At 64.8% G+C, this 16,894-nt stretch carries 17 protein-coding genes and 1 tRNA gene; 9 read left to right on the top strand and 9 right to left on the bottom strand.

The features are described from left to right. Positions 1-11 precede the first annotated feature (11 nt). From fliF to ACQR0U_RS26885, 4 genes are all read right to left on the bottom strand, one after another. Complete coding sequence (gene fliF / locus ACQR0U_RS26900; protein ID WP_315714168.1) at positions 12-1,610, bottom strand: flagellar basal-body MS-ring/collar protein FliF; 1,599 nt, start codon at positions 1,608-1,610, stop codon at positions 12-14. 335 nt (positions 1,611-1,945) lie between these two features. Beyond that, positions 1,946-2,221 (bottom strand): DUF1153 domain-containing protein, encoded by a 276-nt coding sequence (locus ACQR0U_RS26895; RefSeq protein ID WP_002714638.1) that lies wholly within the window; start codon positions 2,219-2,221, stop codon positions 1,946-1,948. 272 nt (positions 2,222-2,493) lie between these two features. Next, positions 2,494-3,192: a flagellar hook capping FlgD N-terminal domain-containing protein gene (locus ACQR0U_RS26890; protein WP_315714169.1), complete on the bottom strand. Its 699-nt coding sequence runs from the start codon at positions 3,190-3,192 to the stop codon at positions 2,494-2,496. Between the two features lie 12 nt (positions 3,193-3,204). Beyond that, positions 3,205-4,806, bottom strand: coding sequence for a flagellar hook-length control protein FliK (locus ACQR0U_RS26885; RefSeq protein ID WP_316192009.1), 1,602 nt, complete (start codon positions 4,804-4,806; stop codon positions 3,205-3,207). Between ACQR0U_RS26885 and ACQR0U_RS26880 the strand changes: the two genes are divergently transcribed. From ACQR0U_RS26880 to ACQR0U_RS26855, 6 genes are all read left to right on the top strand, one after another. Next, positions 4,793-5,020 (top strand): hypothetical protein, encoded by a 228-nt coding sequence (locus ACQR0U_RS26880; protein WP_316192008.1) that lies wholly within the window; start codon positions 4,793-4,795, stop codon positions 5,018-5,020. The two genes, ACQR0U_RS26885 and ACQR0U_RS26880, sit on opposite strands and share 14 nt — an antisense overlap. A 142-nt stretch (positions 5,021-5,162) precedes the next feature. Further along, complete coding sequence (gene mnmA, locus ACQR0U_RS26875; RefSeq protein WP_316192007.1) at positions 5,163-6,359, top strand: tRNA 2-thiouridine(34) synthase MnmA; 1,197 nt, start codon at positions 5,163-5,165, stop codon at positions 6,357-6,359. Between the two features lie 27 nt (positions 6,360-6,386). Then, entirely contained in the window at positions 6,387-7,022 is a 636-nt protein-coding gene (locus tag ACQR0U_RS26870; protein ID WP_316192006.1) for a class I SAM-dependent methyltransferase, read from the top strand. A 76-nt stretch (positions 7,023-7,098) separates the two neighbouring features. Then, positions 7,099-7,449 (top strand): hypothetical protein, encoded by a 351-nt coding sequence (locus ACQR0U_RS26865; protein WP_316192004.1) that lies wholly within the window; start codon positions 7,099-7,101, stop codon positions 7,447-7,449. Positions 7,450-7,686: 237 nt separating this feature from the next. Next, positions 7,687-7,763: transfer RNA gene (locus ACQR0U_RS26860), tRNA-Met, on the top strand. 208 nt (positions 7,764-7,971) lie between these two features. Then, positions 7,972-8,478, top strand: a complete 507-nt coding sequence (locus ACQR0U_RS26855; protein WP_434842749.1) for a helix-turn-helix domain-containing protein — start codon at positions 7,972-7,974, stop codon at positions 8,476-8,478. A 611-nt stretch (positions 8,479-9,089) separates the two neighbouring features. Here ACQR0U_RS26855 and ACQR0U_RS26850 read toward each other — a convergent pair. Together ACQR0U_RS26850 and ACQR0U_RS26845 are read right to left on the bottom strand one after the other, a co-directional pair. Further along, positions 9,090-9,644: a hypothetical protein gene (locus ACQR0U_RS26850; RefSeq protein ID WP_434842750.1), complete on the bottom strand. Its 555-nt coding sequence runs from the start codon at positions 9,642-9,644 to the stop codon at positions 9,090-9,092. Positions 9,645-9,813: 169 nt separating this feature from the next. Then, positions 9,814-11,019, bottom strand: a complete 1,206-nt coding sequence (locus ACQR0U_RS26845; protein WP_434872334.1) for a glycosyltransferase — start codon at positions 11,017-11,019, stop codon at positions 9,814-9,816. 116 nt (positions 11,020-11,135) lie between these two features. On the opposite strand from ACQR0U_RS26845, the gene ACQR0U_RS26840 reads away from it, so the two are divergent. The 3 genes from ACQR0U_RS26840 (at position 11,136) to ACQR0U_RS26830 (ending at position 14,086) form a co-directional block, all read left to right on the top strand. Beyond that, positions 11,136-12,011: a DUF6502 family protein gene (locus tag ACQR0U_RS26840; RefSeq protein WP_434872333.1), complete on the top strand. Its 876-nt coding sequence runs from the start codon at positions 11,136-11,138 to the stop codon at positions 12,009-12,011. Then, positions 12,008-13,210: a DUF5666 domain-containing protein gene (locus tag ACQR0U_RS26835; RefSeq protein ID WP_434872332.1), complete on the top strand. Its 1,203-nt coding sequence runs from the start codon at positions 12,008-12,010 to the stop codon at positions 13,208-13,210. Before ACQR0U_RS26840 ends, ACQR0U_RS26835 begins: the two co-directional genes overlap by 4 nt. A gap of 747 nt (positions 13,211-13,957) precedes the next feature. Then, entirely contained in the window at positions 13,958-14,086 is a 129-nt protein-coding gene (locus ACQR0U_RS26830; RefSeq protein ID WP_316169296.1) for a hypothetical protein, read from the top strand. 43 nt (positions 14,087-14,129) lie between these two features. Here the strand turns inward: ACQR0U_RS26830 and ACQR0U_RS26825 are convergent, their stop codons facing one another. Genes ACQR0U_RS26825 through ACQR0U_RS26815 form a run of 3 tightly spaced genes read right to left on the bottom strand, consistent with a single transcriptional unit; the run spans position 14,130 to position 16,888 of the window. After that, positions 14,130-14,981 (bottom strand): ABC transporter permease, encoded by an 852-nt coding sequence (locus tag ACQR0U_RS26825; protein WP_316225910.1) that lies wholly within the window; start codon positions 14,979-14,981, stop codon positions 14,130-14,132. Positions 14,982-14,996: 15 nt separating this feature from the next. Next, positions 14,997-15,845: an ABC transporter ATP-binding protein gene (locus ACQR0U_RS26820; RefSeq protein ID WP_410052295.1), complete on the bottom strand. Its 849-nt coding sequence runs from the start codon at positions 15,843-15,845 to the stop codon at positions 14,997-14,999. Beyond that, positions 15,842-16,888, bottom strand: a complete 1,047-nt coding sequence (locus tag ACQR0U_RS26815) for an ABC transporter substrate-binding protein (protein ID WP_315827671.1) — start codon at positions 16,886-16,888, stop codon at positions 15,842-15,844. Before ACQR0U_RS26815 ends, ACQR0U_RS26820 begins: the two co-directional genes overlap by 4 nt. Positions 16,889-16,894 lie beyond the last annotated feature (6 nt).

The raw sequence follows: 16,894 nt of genomic DNA, 5'->3' as shown, positions 1-16,894 counted from the left end.
CGTCGATCGGGTCAGCTCTGCGGCTCGGCGAGCCACTGGCGGATGATGGCGGCGGCTTCGCCCGGGTTGCGGTCGGCCAGCTCGCCCACCCGGTGGACGGACTGAGCGTGGACCTGGCCCTGGACCTGGGCGACGTCGATCATGTTGGCGGTCTGCTGGGCGTGAGCGGCTGCCTGGATGGTTTCGTCGGTGAGGGCCGGCAGGCCGCCGCCCGGGGCGGCGATCTCCTCGCTGGCGATGATCTTCTTCACCAGCGGCCGCACCACCATGAACACGACCACGATGCCGAGCAGCATCATCACCGCGAGCTCGATGACGTACATGACGTCATCCTTGGTGAAGTGGAGCATGCCGAGGAAGCCGGTGGGCTCGTTGATCTGCGGCACGGTGGGAGCGTCGGCGAATTTCAGGTTGACCACCTCGACCTGGTCGCCGCGCTTCTGGTCGAAGCCGATGGCGGAGCGGACCAGTGCGGCGATGCGGTCGAGCTCGTCCTTGCTGCGCTCTTGATAGACCAGCTCGCCCTTTTCGTTCTTCGAGTAGGCGCCGTCGACCAGAACCGCGACCGAGATGCGGTTGACCCGTCCGGCCTCGGTGACTTCGGTCTTGGTGGTCCGGGAGATCTCGTAATTGTTGGTCTCTTCGGTCTTCTTGCTCTGGTCCCGCGGCTGTTGCGGCGGCGCGTTCTGCTGGTTGCCCGGCAGCTCGTTGTTGACCGTGACCTGGCCGTTGTTCTCGTTGGTCGCCGACTGCTCTTCGCGGGTCTGGCTCGAGCGCAGCACGCGGCCTTCCGGATCGTAGCGGTCGGAGGTCTGGGTGATGCGGTTGTAGTCGAAGTCGGCGGACAGCTGGACACGGGCGCGGCCCGCTCCGACCACCGAGGAGACGATGTCCTCGACCTGCTTGCGCATCCGCTTCTCGAAGGCGTTGCGGCGCTCGTCGCCGACCTGCTGGTCGATGTCGGTCTGGGTGCCGTCGGCAAGCAGCTGGCCGGCCTCGTCGACGATCGACACCCGCTGCGGCTTCAGGCCGTTGACGGCGGAGGCGACGAGGTGGCGGATGGCGCGGATCTGCGCCGGCTCGAGGGTGCCGCGCACGCGCACGACGATCGAGGCGGACGGCTCCGGGGTCTCGCGCGAGAACAGCGGCCGCTCCGGCAGGACGAGATGGACGCGCGCCGCCTGGACACGGTCGATGGCGCGGATGGTGCGGGCGAGCTCGCCCTCGAGCGCGCGGAGATGGTTGATGTTCTGGACGAAGCTCGTGGTGCCCAGCGCGTCCGACTTGTCGAAGATCTCGTAGCCGACGCCGCCGCCCTTGGGCAGGCCGCCCTCGGCGAGCTTCATGCGCAGCCGGGTCACCTTGTCCTTGGGCACCAGGATGACGCTGCCTTCATTGCGCATCTCGAAGGGAATGCCCTGCCGCTCCAGATCCTTGATGATGCTGGAGGAGTCTTCCATCGTCAGGTCGGTGAAGAGGGTGGTCATCTGCGGCGCGGTCACGCGCATGATGACGAAGCCGAAGAAGCCGATTAAGGCAGCGGTGACTGCGATCATGGCGGTGAGCCGCGCGGCGCCCAAACCCTTCAGGAAGTCCAAGAGACCTTGCAAGCAACTGCCCCATAGTTCGGCATTCGACGGGTGGCCGCTGAAAGGTGATTTGAGCTTCGCGGGCCTTTACGGCCGGTTGCATAGATCGCGAAATTCAATCCTTAACCTTCACCAGCACCCGCATTCCAGGTGGCGATCCGATGTCAGCCGCTGCCCCGCCATTCGCGGGACGGGGCGCGGAGGTTGAATCGAACCACTGGGCAATTATTGCCTATGGGAAGGTTTCGATATGGTTAACGGTGGTTAAAGGGTCCTAACAAAGTGTAGACATGCAAAAAATCGGCTTGGCAGGGCCAAGCCGATTTTCGAAGAAATCCCGTCGCGTCGGCAACGATCTATTGGCGATATTGCTGAATTCGGGTGGTGCGCAGGCCGGCGAGACCGTGCTGGTCGATCGAGAACTGCCACGACAGGAATTCGTCGACGGTCAGGGTGTAGCGGCTGCACGCTTCCTCGAGGGACAGCAAGCCGCCGCGAACGGCGGCAACGACTTCAGCCTTCCGGCGAATGACCCACCTCTTGGTGCCTGGCGCAGGCAAATCCGCGATGGTGAGTGGGCTGCCGTCAGGCCCGATGACGTATTTCACCCTCGGGCGATGGGGTTCTGTCATGGCGTACTCACAAACTCTTAACCACTGAACTCACGGTAAGACCCTACGCCGCCTCGCTTAAAATTTGCCTAAGCCGAGGGCGCGAATCCGGCGTTGCGCGCGAACGCCGCCACTTCCGGTGGCGCTGCGCCCCGGGAGCGGAATCGTGGTGAATGATTGGTTAAGAATTTCCGGCGCTTACGCTGACATGTCGTCGCGGCAGCAGAGCTTGATGTTCAAGCTCTGCTGCAGGCGCATCCGCGGTCTCAGGAGCCGGTTGCGGGCCTTGGGGGCTAGCCGACGATCTGCCGGATCTGGTTGACCGTGTAGGTCTGGCCGCCGATCGTCAGCAATGGCGGCTGCTGGGTCAGGTCGACCGAGGACACCGCGCCCTGGACCTGGGTCTTGATCGCAACCGGATTGCCGTTGGTGGCGTCGGTCGCCACCGTCGTGATCTTGTACTGTCCATCCGGCCATTGCGTGCCGTCATTGCCCTGACCATTCCAGCTGTAGGTCTGGTTGTCACCGGCGTTGGCCGTATATTTGCCGGTGAAGACGGTCTGCCCGGCCTTGTTGATGATGTTGACCGTCAGATTGCAGTTCTTGGGGATGGTGAGGCCCCAGCTCGCCTTTCCACTGGACAGGCTGGTGGTGTCGCCGGCGACGACCGCGGTCTTGCCGACGAAGGCCAGCGCCTGGGTCGCCTGTGCCGTCTGCTGCATCGTGAGCAGCGATGCGAGCTGATCGTTGGTCTTGAGCTGCTGCTCGACGCCGGCGAACTGCACGAGCTGCTGGGTGAACTGATTGGTGTCCAGCGGATCCAGCGGATTCTGGTTCTGCAGCTGCGTCGTCAGCAGCGTCAGGAAGGTCTGGAAATTGCCGGCAATCGTCGAGCCTGCGCTCGAGCCGAGGCTGTTGTTGCCGGTTGACGAATTGGTGTTGGTCGTGCCCGAGACTGGCGGGCTTGACGTGATTGCGTCGCCGATTGCCATGGAAGCCTCCTGTTAAACCCTGATATCCACGCCGCCTTGCGCGCCGAACATCCGTCCATAGGATCGTCCGGCGAGCTGGACCGGGACGTTTTCGTCCTCGGTCACGATCAGGCGTTGTGGGTTGCCATTCTGTTGATAATCGCCGCCATTCTGGCCGGACGAGTTCTGGTCGCGCAGCGAGAACTGCAATCCGCTGTTGTTGCTCTTGAGGCCGGCGTCCTGCAGCGCCTGCTGGAGCTGCGGCGCCGTCTGCTGCAGCATCGCCAGCGTCTCCGGCTTCTCGACCCGCAGATGCGAGGTCACCTGGCCGTTGCGATCGACGTCGATGCGGACGTCGATGCGGCCGAGCTCGGCCGGATCCAGTCGGATCTCGAAGCGGCTCTTGCCGTTGAGCGCGGAGGCTGCGATCTCGACGGCAAGCCCATGAAGCGGCACAGCGGCCGCCGTAGCGGCCGTCGCGGTCAGGTTGGCCGCGGTGATCTGGCTGGTCGATGCGGCCGGCGTCGACAGCTGGGGCTGCGCGGCGGCCGTGGCCTGTGCACTCGGATCGGGCGCCGGCGCGTTGGTCTGGCTGGTCGTCGGCGCGGCGTTGCGATCATGTGAGGCCGGTGCCTGCAAATTGCCGTTCGCCTTCCCGTCGCCGGCCTCGACGGAGTCCGGCTTGGCTGCAACAGCGGGCTGTTGCGCGAGCGCGCCCTGGCCCGGCTGCTGAGTGGACTGGACGTTGCCATTGCCCGGTTCGGTGACCTTGCCGGCTGCGCCGTCGGCGAGCCCCGTCTTAATCTGTGTGCCCGGCTTGCCCGTCGTCTTGGTGCTGCCGGGAACGGCCGTATCGAGCGCGGCGGTGAAGGTCTGATCGGCAGATGCGGCAGCGTCGCCGGAGGCCGCCGCTGCCGTCTCGGGCGTCGTCGCGGTTGATCCGGCGCCGTCGGCATCCTTGGCCGCCCCGGTGGATTTGGCTGCGGCCGCCAGCAGACCTGCCGCGGCATCGACCGAGCCCTGCGGGCCAACACCGGCCGCTCCGACGGGCGCGGTCGCGCCGGGCGCATTGGTTTTGCCGTCGCCGCCCGCCGTGCCATCGCCGGTGGCGGGGTTGGCGAGGGTGATGTCGGGCTGGATGACGACGGCGACCGGCGTCGGCACGGCCACGGTCTGCTCGGCTATAGCGGTCGTCGCAGCGCTCGCATCCGTGCTGGCCTGATCGCCGTCCTTCTTGTCGCCCGTCTTGCCGTCGCTGGTCTTTCCGTCGGCGGTCCCGGCCGCATCGGTCTTGGTCGGCGTGCCGGTGGTCGCGTCGGCCGTGGTATCGGGACCGCTGGCGTCGGCGCCCGCAGTGCTGCCGTCGGCCTTGTCCGCCGGCTTGTCCTGCGACTTGGCCTGGGTGCGATCGGCGTCGCCGGCCCGCGCCGGCTCGCGGCTCGGGCTGGAAGCGCTGCCGGCGCGCGGTGACGGCGACGCGGAGGTGGGCGGCGACGCTGTCGACGGATCCGGAGTCGCGGCGTCGACCAGCGCCGAGAAGCTGTCGGACGGCTGCGGAGCGTCCTGACGGGACTGTCTCGGCGCCGTGGTCTTGAGAACCGTGCCTGCCTGGATGTCTGACGTGACGCTGAACACCTTGGACCCTCTCGCGATGAACTCGACCAAGCAGTTCAGCAAGGAGCGGGCCAAGCCGGCGCCACTGAAAATAGTCAATAAATTCAATTTCTTATGGAATCGATCGCGGCGCGGATCCCCCGCCGCGTCCTCGCCATTTCTGCCCGGCCGGCAAGATTTGCCGCCGGCATCTGCGACCGGCGCAATTGCTTCGCAGGAAGTGCGCCTATATTAGAGACAGATGCTTTCGTGTTGTTTCCGATCAGGACATCCTGTCCGGAGATCGCCCGAAGCAAGCCATCCGCAAAGACGGCGCATGCGAGGCGTTCCCGCGCCGGGAACCCGTTGCTTGACGCCGCGATCGCAGTGACCGGATCATGCTCAACAGTCTCGATCTCGAAGGCCGTCCTGAAGACACCAGGGTCGTCGTCGCCATGTCCGGCGGCGTGGACTCCTCGGTGACGGCCGCGCTGCTGAAGTCGGAAGGCTACGACGTCGTCGGCATCACCCTGCAGCTCTACGATCACGGCGCGGCGACGCACCGCAAGGGCGCGTGCTGCGCCGGCCAGGACATCCACGATGCCCGCAACGTCGCCGAGCGCCTCGGCATCCCGCATTACGTGCTGGACTACGAAGACCGCTTCCGCGAGTCGGTGATCGACAATTTCGCCGCCAGCTACGCTTCGGGCGAAACGCCGGTGCCGTGCATCGAGTGCAACCGCGCCATCAAGTTCGGCGATCTCCTGAAGACCGCGCGCGAGCTCGGCGCCTCCGTGCTCGCCACCGGCCACTACGTCGCCTCGCGGCGGCTGGCGGACGGATCGCGCGCGCTCACTTGCGCGGCGGACAGCGATCGCGACCAGAGCTACTTCCTGTTCGCGACCACGCGCGAGCAGCTCGATTATCTGCGCTTTCCGCTCGGCGACATGACCAAGCCGGAGGTGCGCGAACTCGCGCGCCGCTTCGGACTGGAGGTCGCCGACAAGCACGACAGCCAGGACATCTGCTTCGTGCCGACCGGCCGCTACACCGACATCATCGGCAAGCTGCGCCCGAACGCGATGGAGCCGGGCGAGATCGTCGATCTCAATGGCCGCGTTCTCGGCGTGCATCAGGGCATCGCGAACTACACGATCGGTCAGCGCAAGGGCCTCGGCATCGCTGCCGGCGCGCCGCTCTACGTCGTCAAGCTGGACGTCGCCACCCGCCGCGTCGTGGTCGGCCCGCGCGAGGCGCTGCGCACGCATCGCATCACGCTGCGCGAGGTCAACTGGATCGGTGACGGCGCGCTCGACGCCGCCGCGCGCGAGGGCCTCGAATTGTTCGTGCGGGTGCGCTCGACGCGGCCGCCGCAGCCGGCTTGGCTGCGCGGTGCGGACGGCCGTTACGAGGTCGAGCTGGTCGCCGGCGAAGAGGGCGTCTCGCCGGGCCAGGCCTGCGTGTTCTACGATGCCGCGTCCGGCCGCGCCCGCGTGCTCGGTGGCGGCTTCATCCAGAGCGCTGTTGCGGAAAGCAGCAGCTCGGGCGGCAACGTGATCAGGCCGCAGCGCGTGGCCGAGCCGGTCCGCGGCTGATCAGCATCCATCATTCGGGGCAGGGGCATGGGGGACATCGACCGCGCGGGGGTCGAAAAGGCCTATGAGCGCTGGGCGCCGGTCTACGATCTGGTGTTCGGCAAGGTCTTCGATCAGGGCCGCCAATCGACCATCGCGGAAGCCGATCGCATCGGCGGCCGCATTCTCGACGTCGGCGTCGGCACCGGTCTGTCCTTGTCGGACTATGCCCGGACCACGAAGATCTGCGGCGTCGATATCTCCGAGCCGATGCTGCGGCGGGCGCAGGCCCGCGTGCGCGAGCTGAAGCTCCTCAATGTCGAGACGCTCGCGGTGATGGATGCCAAGCATCTCGCGTTTCCCGACAATTTCTTCGACGCGGTGGTCGCGCAATACGTCATCACCGCGGTGCCGGATCCCGAAGCGACGCTCGATGATTTCATCCGCGTGCTGAAGCCGGGCGGCGAGCTGATCCTGGTCAACCATATCGGCGCCGAGAGCGGCCCGCGCCGCATCTTCGAGCTCGCCTTCGCGCCGATCGCGCGCCGGCTCGGCTGGCGGCCGGAGTTCCCCTGGGCCCGACTGGTGAACTGGGCCGCAAAGCATGGCGGCGTCACGCTGGCCGAGCGCCGGCCGATGCCACCGCTCGGACACTTCTCGCTCATTCGCTACCGCAAGGGCTGACCGCCAGATCCTCTGGCCGTGCGCTTTGCCACGCCATCCGCGCGGAACGCGAACGCGGGGTTTGCGTTGCCCCGCCATGAGCATCAGGCAATCCTTGTTCCTCTCCTTCGCACTGGTCTCGACCGCGGCTGCGGCCCACGCCCAGGCGCCGCCAACGGCGGCCACACCTCCGCAGGCGACGGCGCCGGCCCCCGACGCGAATGCCGCCTGTGCGCCGAATGCCCGCGCGACGGCGACGCCCGACGGCATCACCACCGGCAGTGCCGGCGAGCCGCTCGGCGACAAGCTGGCGAAGACCAACGGTGTGTTGTGTCCGCCGAGCGGGGTCGATCCGGAGATGCACGCGCCGACCCCGGAGGGCGGCACGACGCCGGTGATCCCGCCGCCCGGCAGCCCCGGCGGCAATCCGAACGTGCAGCCGAAATGAGCCTCTTGTGAACTGCATTGCCGAGCCGTCGCTCTTGGCGCACATGTCGGCCTGCGGCCCTCGACGACCGGCGAATACATGCGCAAGGCCTTGGAGAGTCGTCCGGAAATCCCCTGGTGTGAAAACCGCTGCTGCCCGCGAGCTTTGCTTGACAGGGGCGGAGACGCCTCCTTATATGCCGCCCGTTCACAAGGCCCGGCGCCCGCTTCGACCGGTCTTGCCTTGATCGAACATCGTGGCGGGGTAGCTCAGCTGGTTAGAGCACGGGAATCATAATCCTGGGGTCGGGGGTTCGAGTCCCTCCCCCGCTACCACCTTTCCCCACACTCCCTTTACTCTGCTTGGGTATGCCTCCCCGCCAATCAGCGAGTTGAGACGGCCAGCAATTTCAACACAGACCCCGCCCGGGCGCCTGTCATCTCTCGACACCGTCACCGTCTCCACAAGATCTCGAATTGCTTCGGCAGCCTCCTCGTCGCCTGCGCTCAGACCTTTGCCGAGCGCATTTTCGAGCCGCACCAATTGCTCTTCGTATCGCCGAAGAATGACGGGGTGGAGCGCAATCGGCTGCGGAGCGGAGGGCTGGCTTTGCAATTCAGCCATGATCCGCTTCCGATCGGCATCCAGAGCCGTGGACCGCGGGCCGAGAATCGAAGGATCGCCATGCCCCTTGGCGATGGCGTCAGCTGGATGCCGCAGCGAAGAAAAAGAAGCTCAATTATCCAGTATGATTGCGGGAACAGGTTTGCCGGCCGCTTCACAGACTGCCTCGATAAGCAGGCGAACCGCTTTGGCATGCCAATCGATTTTCGCTCACGAATGAACGATTTGCGGGATACTGTTGCTCGGAATTTGCGTCGCCTCCGAACGGGGAAGGGCTGGACGCAGGAGGAGCTTGCGTTCCGAGCAAAAGTCGATCGGAGCTATGTCAGTCAGCTGGAGACAGGGGTATACAGCGCATCTGTGACGATGCTCGGTAAGCTGTCCAAGGCGCTCGGCGTAGAGCCCAGCGAATTTCTAAAACCTTGACCAGAGCCTCTGGTGCTCGTTTCGCTGGGGTGCTCTGGCAGAATTGGCGACAATCGCTCGGGCTATCCCCTATAGTGAAGACCAGCCACGTCGGCCGATCGGCCAGCGCCAGTAGCCCTCTATACTTGGGAGTCGCGCGACCGGGCCCAGCTTGGTGCGGTATTGGTGCGTGAGGATTTGAAGTAAGTACTGATCCCGCTAACGCGTTGATCGTCCGTGAGACCTTATCACGCTAGGGCTGCGACCGGGCCGTTATGGGCGGCAAGGTATCGATCGGCTTCGTTGATTTTGCTGCGTTCTCGTTCGTTTTCGATTGAGTTCGTTGCGGTTTGTTCGGATCGTTCTGGTGCGAGACTGGTGCGGCCCGTTGGGGGCAACATCCTCTCTAGGCTGAAACAGAGGGCGATTCCAGGAAACCTTAAGATCACTTGGCAATCAGGGGGCCACCTCGTGTTGTCCGGAAGCCATCATTGGTACACAATGCATTTTCCGAGAGCTGGGAAGCGGGTATCGACAAATTCACGATACACGACTTGAGGCGCAGCTTACGCACCGTCATGCCGCGCGCGTCTACGTCCCATCAATAAGAAGCCCGCCGGCAATCTGGGCCATCAGCGCGGGAGCAGGGGTGGTCCGGCAGAGGGCAGCGGACGAGGCACTGACGACTGCACAGCCGATGACTGCGCCCTGGGTTGCGAGGGTTTATGCTGCGAGATCGGGGCCGCTAGCTGCTGGGACAGCGACGAAGGCGGGGTTGTTGACATTCTCTGTCTGATGTCGTCTGCGACAGCTTGCAGTGTCGCAATGTTTTGGGCCATCAGCTCTTGCTTGGCGGTGAGTTGCTCTACGCTGCGCCGCACGACATCGAGATTGAACGCCAGGGGCTCAAGCTGCTGCATCGGGTCCGGGGCAGTTGAAGCAATGGCTGGCGACTTCGTCGTCGAGACGGATAACAACCAGCCCAGCGATGGAACCCGGGCCACTACCTTGTCCCTTGCTGCGTCACCGTAGGACTGCCAGGCAAGGGTGGCGCCGATACCGATGAGAACTGCAATAACAAACCGGGCAAGGGTATGGAGTGTTCGCCTGCCAATCGACGGCCGGTCGCTCGCGATATTGTCGTCGTTGAGGCCGGAGGGGCGAGGAGAACGGCCAGGCGGTTTCATGGGCCGTCCAATCCGCGGATCGAATCGGGCGTTTGGATCGCGCGCAGGCCCGTCCCACGCATTCTCTACGAGAGGTATGCTTTGCGAGTACATAAGTAGCTCCTTCCTGACTATTCACGGATCGTGATCGCGAGCTGAGCCGGCGCGACGAGTTTCAGCACAATCAGTCTCAGCAATGTCGATTTTCCGGACCCGTTCCGATTGTTCCGGGACGTGAAGCCAGGGTCGACCGGCTTGATGCCTTGGTCGTCACGGCATGGCGATAGACAGTTTCGATTCCTTTCCCGAAGGCGTCGACGGAATATTGCGTCGTTGCGCGAAGCCGGGCGGCATGGCCCATGCGCCAGCGCCGCTCCGGATCGCGGAGCAATGTTTCGATCGCTTCCGCCAACCGAACATGATTGCCGGGTGGAACGGTAATGGCCTCGATGCCGTGGCGCGCCACGCGTGGAACGGCCGTGTCAAGCCATGTATTGATGATCGGCCGTCCCGCCGCCATCGCTTCCAGTTGAGCGATGCCAAATGTTTCCGCATTGGTCAGGGACGGCAGGACAAAGACGTCCGCTGTACACATGAGACTGGCGAGTTTGGCCTTCGGAGCGGAGCCGAGCAGGCGGACGCGATCCGCGACGCCGAGGCTATGAATCATTCGTTCAAGCCGTGCCCGTTCTGGACCCTCGCCGATGATCCAGACCTCAAAGCGGTGGCCGACCGCCGCTCGCACCAGCACATCGAAGCCCTTGTAGGGGACGAGTTGCCCGCAAGCCAGCACGAGCCGTCCACGATCGCGTTCGGCAGCGTCATTGTCGCGCGGCTCTGGCCAATCGTACTTCGAGGCATCGACGCCGAACGGAACGACGTGACATTTCTCAGCGAATTCCTGCAGCAGCGGGCTGCTGTACAGCAGAATGGCATTGGACACGATGATTGCGTCCGCCTGCCGCAGCGTCCGGCGCAACAGCGGTTTCATAAACCACCTCAGTCCGGCATGCGAAGCGATGTCCGCATGGTAGTGCACGACCAAAGGTCGATCGCGGCCCAACCCCAGGGCGAGCATGAGATCGGCGAGCGAAAACGGTGCATGAAGCGCGAGCAGATCGTGATCGGCGACCTGGCGCCACAACCGCAGCGGATAAGTCGGCGCGGCCGGAAGCGAACCTACATCGCCGAACGAGCGCACGCGCTCGATCGTTACGCCGTTCACGACGATGCGCCGTTGCCCGTTCGACTTGGAGCAGACCAGCACGCAGGCGGTGAACGCGTCTTTCAGTCCTGCGCATATGTCGCGGATCACCGACGGGGCTCCGCCGAACAGGTCGGGATAGCAGTCATTGAAGATGTGAAGCACCGAGAGGCGCCGAGAGGGAGCGAGCATGGCCGAACTCTCCATGACTGAGCGCTCTCTGTATATGTGGGAAAATTTCACACGTCAATTGGTCTCGACGGAAAAGTGGGATTGTATCCCACGGGGCTCGCCGCTACAATTTCGCCATGAACGCCAAATCCCGGAAATCGAAGTCGGCTTCGCATCAGCCGATTGCGGCGGCGAGCCTGCGCGCGCCCTTGGCGCGCCTGCTGCGCCCGCTCGTTCGGCTATGCATCCGCGGCGGAATGACATTTCCTGAGCTGGCTCAGCTGTTGCGAGAACTCTTCGTCAATGTTGCCGAGCACGACTTTGCCCTGGAGGGAAAGGAGCAGACCGACAGCCGCGTGAGTCTGCTCACCGGAATTCACCGCAAGGAGGTTGCGCGGCTGCGCGGCGCCGGTGCGCCGGTCAATGAAACGCCTGCCACTCTGTCGCTGACCAGCGCGATCATGGCACGCTGGCTCGCCGCTCCGGAGTTCACGGACGGGAAAGGCGATCCGCTCCCCTTGCCGCGCGTGGCCAGTGGCGATGCGCCCTCGTTCGAGCAGCTCGTCAGTTCGATCACGAAGGATGTCCGCCCGCGCGCAGTGCTGGATGAATGGCTGGACCGCGAACTCGTGACCATCAACGGCGATGAAGAGATCGTGTTGGTGGACACCGGCTTCGTTCCGCGCGGCGACGACGAGCGCAAATGGCACTATCTCGGCCGTAACCTGCATGATCATATCGCGGCAGCCGCCGAAAACGTATCCGGGCCAGCACCCCGTTTCCTCGAACGCGCGGTGCACTATGACGGCCTTTCGGCCAAGCTCGCAAAACGTCTCGAAGGGCGTTCGCGCGAACTGGCCATGGACGCCCTGAAGATCGCCAACCGGGAAGCAAACCGCGCGCTCGCCAGGGACAAGGGCGGCGACCACCGCTGGAATTTCGGCATCTACATTTACAGCGAAGGTCCGGACGACGCGGCGAATGGTGATGTTGACGAAGGCGGCTCGTCATGACCAGGCAGCCCGTCATCTCGCGTCGCTCGTTGCTTATGGGACTCTGGCTTGCCGGATCGTCCTCCGCCTGGGCACAGGTGCGCCGCGGCAGCGATCAGGGTATCGGCGGCACCGGTATCACGCGTGGCCACGATCAGGGCATCGGCGGCACCGGCATTGTTGGCGTCATTCAGCGTTTCGGCAGCATTTTCGTCAACGGCCAACGCATCAGCTATGCGCCGAACGTCCCGGTGCGGATCGATGGCGAACCGGTATCGGCGAAGGCGCTCAAGATCGGACATCTGGCCCGTGTGCTGGCGCTGCCGCAGGCGAACGGTTCGCTGATCACCCGCGGCGTCAACGTGGTCAGTGAGGTGATGGGGCCGATCGAAAGCGTCAGGGACGGCGAGATGACCGTGCTGGGCCAGCGGATCATAGCGGCCGGCCACGAAAGCTGGCGCCGTCCGGGCGCCAATGTCGCGGTCTTCGGGGTGCGCCGCATCGACGGCGTGATCGTCTCAAGCCTGGTCGAGCAACGCCTTAACGCGACAACGCGGGTTTCCGGACCACTCGAACGCGATCGCGGCGGCCTGCGAATAGGCGGGCTGCGACTCAACGGCGCCGATGCCGCACTCGTCGGACAACGTGTTCAGGCTGAGGGCCGCGTTACGCAAGGCGTGATGCAGATCTCGCGCATAAGGGCTGACAACCTTTCTGATTTCTTCGGCGCGAATCGTCTGTCAATCGAAGGCTATGTCCGCCGCATCGGCAGCTATTTGCAATTCGGCTCGGGCTATGTCGCGCATGACGATAGTCGCTTCGCATCCTCAGGCAATGCCCGCGTGGTCGTGAACGCCACCTTTGACAGTTCCCGTGGCTTGCGGGTTGAATCCATCCAATCCGTCAACAAATTTCCGGGTGACTCGATCCAAGGTACGAGATCCGAGCAAACTCCGGGCGCGACGCCCGGCGGCTCGGACGTCCCGGGCGGTGGCGCTACTGTGCCGGGCGGCGGTCCTCCCGGGCTGGGCGGTGGCGGTCCTCCCGGCCTTGGCGGTGGCGGTCCTCCCGGCCTTGGCGGTGGCGGTCCTCCCGGCCTTGGCGGTGGTGGTCCTCCCGGTCTTGGCGGTGGCGGTCCTCCCGGCCTTGGCGGTGGCGGTCCTCCCGGCCTGGGCGGCGGCAGTCCTCCTGGCCTGGGCGGCGGCCGCGGCCGGCGATGAACAACGAAGATTTGGCAGAGCGGGCGAGAGGCGCGCGCTCGCAGCGTCGTCCAGCTTCGCTATGCGATTCATCGCGAGCAACTTGCGCTGCGAACAGCTAGCTCGAGTTCGCGGATTCGCGCTCGAAAATCGGGATTTTGCGATTTTTTTGGCGAGCTAAGTAATTAATCTGCAAAGGGTGGGGTGTTCGATTTCGGGCGAGAATGGTTGTAGTGAAGACCTCCCCGATTCCCAAGGGCGTGGCGATGCGGGTGGATCCGCCGCGCGATGTTTCTGCGACGCACGGAGCGACGAGCCCGCGGCTGAGCAGAATATGAACAACCCGACGGCGCTCGCCGCTCTGGCGAGCGCCGTCTCGCAGACGGTGCGACGACAGAAGATTGGCTGAGTTTCCGCTGATCGGCGGAGAGACGTTTGGTGGATCGAAGCGGATGCGGAGAGCACGCTATCTTGCCGGCGATGACAACTCGATTGAGACGTCGAGCGCGCTATTGTGTCTGTGTTGCCCCGCGATCCTGACGAGGACATGTGCGCCCGCTTGGCAGGCGGGGCTGAGCACGGACTCTCGGATGGACCACCAGATGTCATCACCGCGAGATCACGACGGAAGCCGGACCAATGCTATGTTGTCGACCGCTCGTGTGCAGCCGTGTAGTATCGAACAGAGGAGACGATCACGTCGAAGATGAAGGCGGAGAGACGCCCGATGTAAGCGTCCGGCCGCTGCACATGGCCTCAGATCTTGACATGATCGGCCGGCTCGATCGCCGCCGGGTGCACGGTGACGATGTCGGAACCGGCCGCGATCTGTGCAAGCTCGGCCTCTACGCGCTTACGTTCTGCCGCGAGCTCATTGACCTTCGGGTTGTGCGCTGAGCGGGATCAGCAGTCCGAGACGAGCTATGGACAGTCGTCTTGGTCAGGCCGCGCGCTCGAACTGCGGCTGCCAGCGGAGCAAGTAGGATTGCAGCGACTGGACGGCGAGCGCCAGCAGGATGCCGACGAACATCATGATGAAGATCGCCACCATCATCTCGCTCGCATTGGCGCGGGCCTCGGCCTCGATGATCAGCTTGCCGAGCCCGCGCTCGGCGCCGATGAACTCGCCGACGATGACGCCGACGAGCGCGAAGGAGACCGCTGGAAGCAGCGAGGCGAACACCCAGGCCAGTGCGGACGGGACGACGACGGTGCGCAGCACGGTCAGCTCGCTCGCGCCCAGCAGCCGGGCCGCGGCGATCTGGTCGCGGTCGACCGCGCGGGTGCCCTCGAAGGTGTTGAAGAAGACGACGAAGAACACGACGAGCCATGCGGTCGCGATCTTGGAGAGATCGCCGAGACCGAAGATCAGGATGACGAGCGGCACCAGCGCGATGCGCGGGATCGAGTTGAGCGCGATGATGTAGGGACCGAACACGCGGGCGAGAAAGTCCGACCGCCCGAGCACCACGCCGGCGGCGATGCCGGTCAGCGCGCCGAACAGAAAACCCCACCAGGTGTTCTTGAGCGTGACGAGGGTCGCGGTCCACAGATTGTTGTCGGTGGCTCCGATGCAGGCGACGACTCCGGCGGGGGCGCTGAAGCAGCCGAGGCGCAGAAAACTCTGCCAGATCAGCGAGGGCTTTGCGACGAAGTAGGGATCGAGGATCTTCGGCACATAGGCTTTGGGCAGCAGCGCCTTGCTCCACTCGAAGCCCCATTGCCAGACCACGAGCACAATGACCAGGATGGCGATCTGCCAGAACAGGATGGCGGCGCGACGGGTCGACATGATCGGTCAGCCTTCTCAGTCAGCCTTGGTGCGGCGGAATTCTTCGCCGAGCGAATGCCAGATGTGGGAGTAGAGCCGGCCGAACTCGGCGGTCTCGCGCAGGCTCACGGGATCGCGCGGCCGCGGGAATGACACTTCAAAGTCGTCCTTCAGGCGGCCCGGCCGCGCCGACAAGAGAATGATGCGGCTGGCGAGCGTCAGCGCCTCGCCGAGATCGTGGGTCACGAACAGCACGGTCTGCCGCTCGCGCTCCCAGATCTCGAGCAGGGTCTTGTGCATCTCGAGCTTGGTGTGGGTATCGAGCGCGCCGAACGGCTCGTCCATCAGCAGGATCTCCGGCGCGAGGATCAGCGTGCGCATCAGCGCCACGCGCTGCCGCATGCCGCCGGACAGCATGCGCGGAAAGCTGCGGCCGAAGCCTTGCAGCCCGGCCTTGCCGATGGCCTCGGTGACGCGCTGCGCGCGCTCCGGCTTCGGCACGCCGGCGATCTCCAGGCCGTAGCCGATGTTCTGCTCGACCGTCCGCCACGGAAACAGCGTGTCGCGCTGGAACACGTAGCCGACCCTTGGATTCACCTTGCCGGTCTCGACCGTGTCGCCGTCGATCAGGATGCGCCCGCCCGAGCGCGGCAGCAGCCCGGCGACCATGTTGAGGATCGTGCTCTTGCCGCAACCGGACGGACCCAGGAGGGCAACGAATTCGCCCTCCCGCACATCGAAGGACACGTTGTCGACGGCGACGAATTCGCTTCCGCCGGTGCTGTAGGTCTTCATCAAGCCCTGCACCGCGATCCGGGTGCGTTCCGCGGCAGGGCTCTCGGCGCCGCGCACCGTGGCGTAGCCTGCATTGGAGGGCGGCATCATTTGGTCTTCGCCTTCGCCGCCGCGAGGAAGCTGGGATCGACGATGTCCTCGTACTTGATCTCGGGAATGTCCGTCCCCTTGCGGTACCAGGGCTTGGCGCCGCGCGCATAGGACGCGGGGTCGATGCTGCCGTCATAGGCCCAGGTGGCGGTGTCGAAGCCGAGCTCGGCGCTGACCGCTTCGGGATCGATGCCGGAGAAGTACTTCGGCGTCACCAGTGCCTGCACCTCGGCGAGCGGCGTGGCCTTGACCCAGGCCATGGCGCGGGTGATCGCATTGACGAAGGCCTGCACCAGCGCCTTGTCCTGCTCGATCGTGTCCTTCAAAGCGTAGATGACGAGCACCGGGACCGTGCCGCCGAAATCCTTCTCGAACAGTCCGGGCTTGGAGGTGTCGTAGATCACCTTGCCAAAACCCTTCTTCTCGACCTCGACGATCCAGCTCGGCGGCGCCATGATGGCGTCGAACTGCTTGGTCTGCAGCGATGGAAACATCGTGTTCGGTCCGCCGCCTGCGACCCAGTTCACCTTGTCGCCCAGGCCGCGCGACTCGAACACATAGGTGCCGTAGACCCAGGTGCCCGATCCGATCGCCGTGGCGGCGACGATCGGCTTCGCACCGTCGGCGCGCCTGGAGGCGGCGAGCGCCTCGACCGAGGTGATGCCGCTGTCGTAGAGATCACGTCGCACCACGATGTTGGCGTAGGAGCAGACCATCTCGGTTGCCAGCAGGATCTTGCACGGCTTGCCGCGTGCCGTGAGCTGCAGCGGGTGGCTGGCGTCGCCATGCGCAAACAGCGCTTGATCGGCGGCGAGCGTCTGGCGGCCGAAGGTGCCGGAATTGCCGGTGAGGAGCTTGGGATCGAGGCCCTCGTCCTTGACGTAGCCCTTCAGCTCCGCGATCATTGCAATCGCATAGACCGGCGACACCGGTCCGAACGCGATCGACGCAGGCCGCGTCTCGGCCAGCAGCCGTCCTGGCAGCAGCGAAGCGCCCGCGAAGGCCGCGCCGGACGCGAGCGCGCGGCGCCGTGTGATCGTCATGGAATC

The organism is Bradyrhizobium sp. HKCCYLRH3097 (assembly GCF_051167875.1).
GTDB lineage: Bacteria > Pseudomonadota > Alphaproteobacteria > Rhizobiales > Xanthobacteraceae > Bradyrhizobium.
Note: the sequence above shows the minus strand (reverse complement) of the source record. Positions and strands in the feature narration are given on the sequence as shown.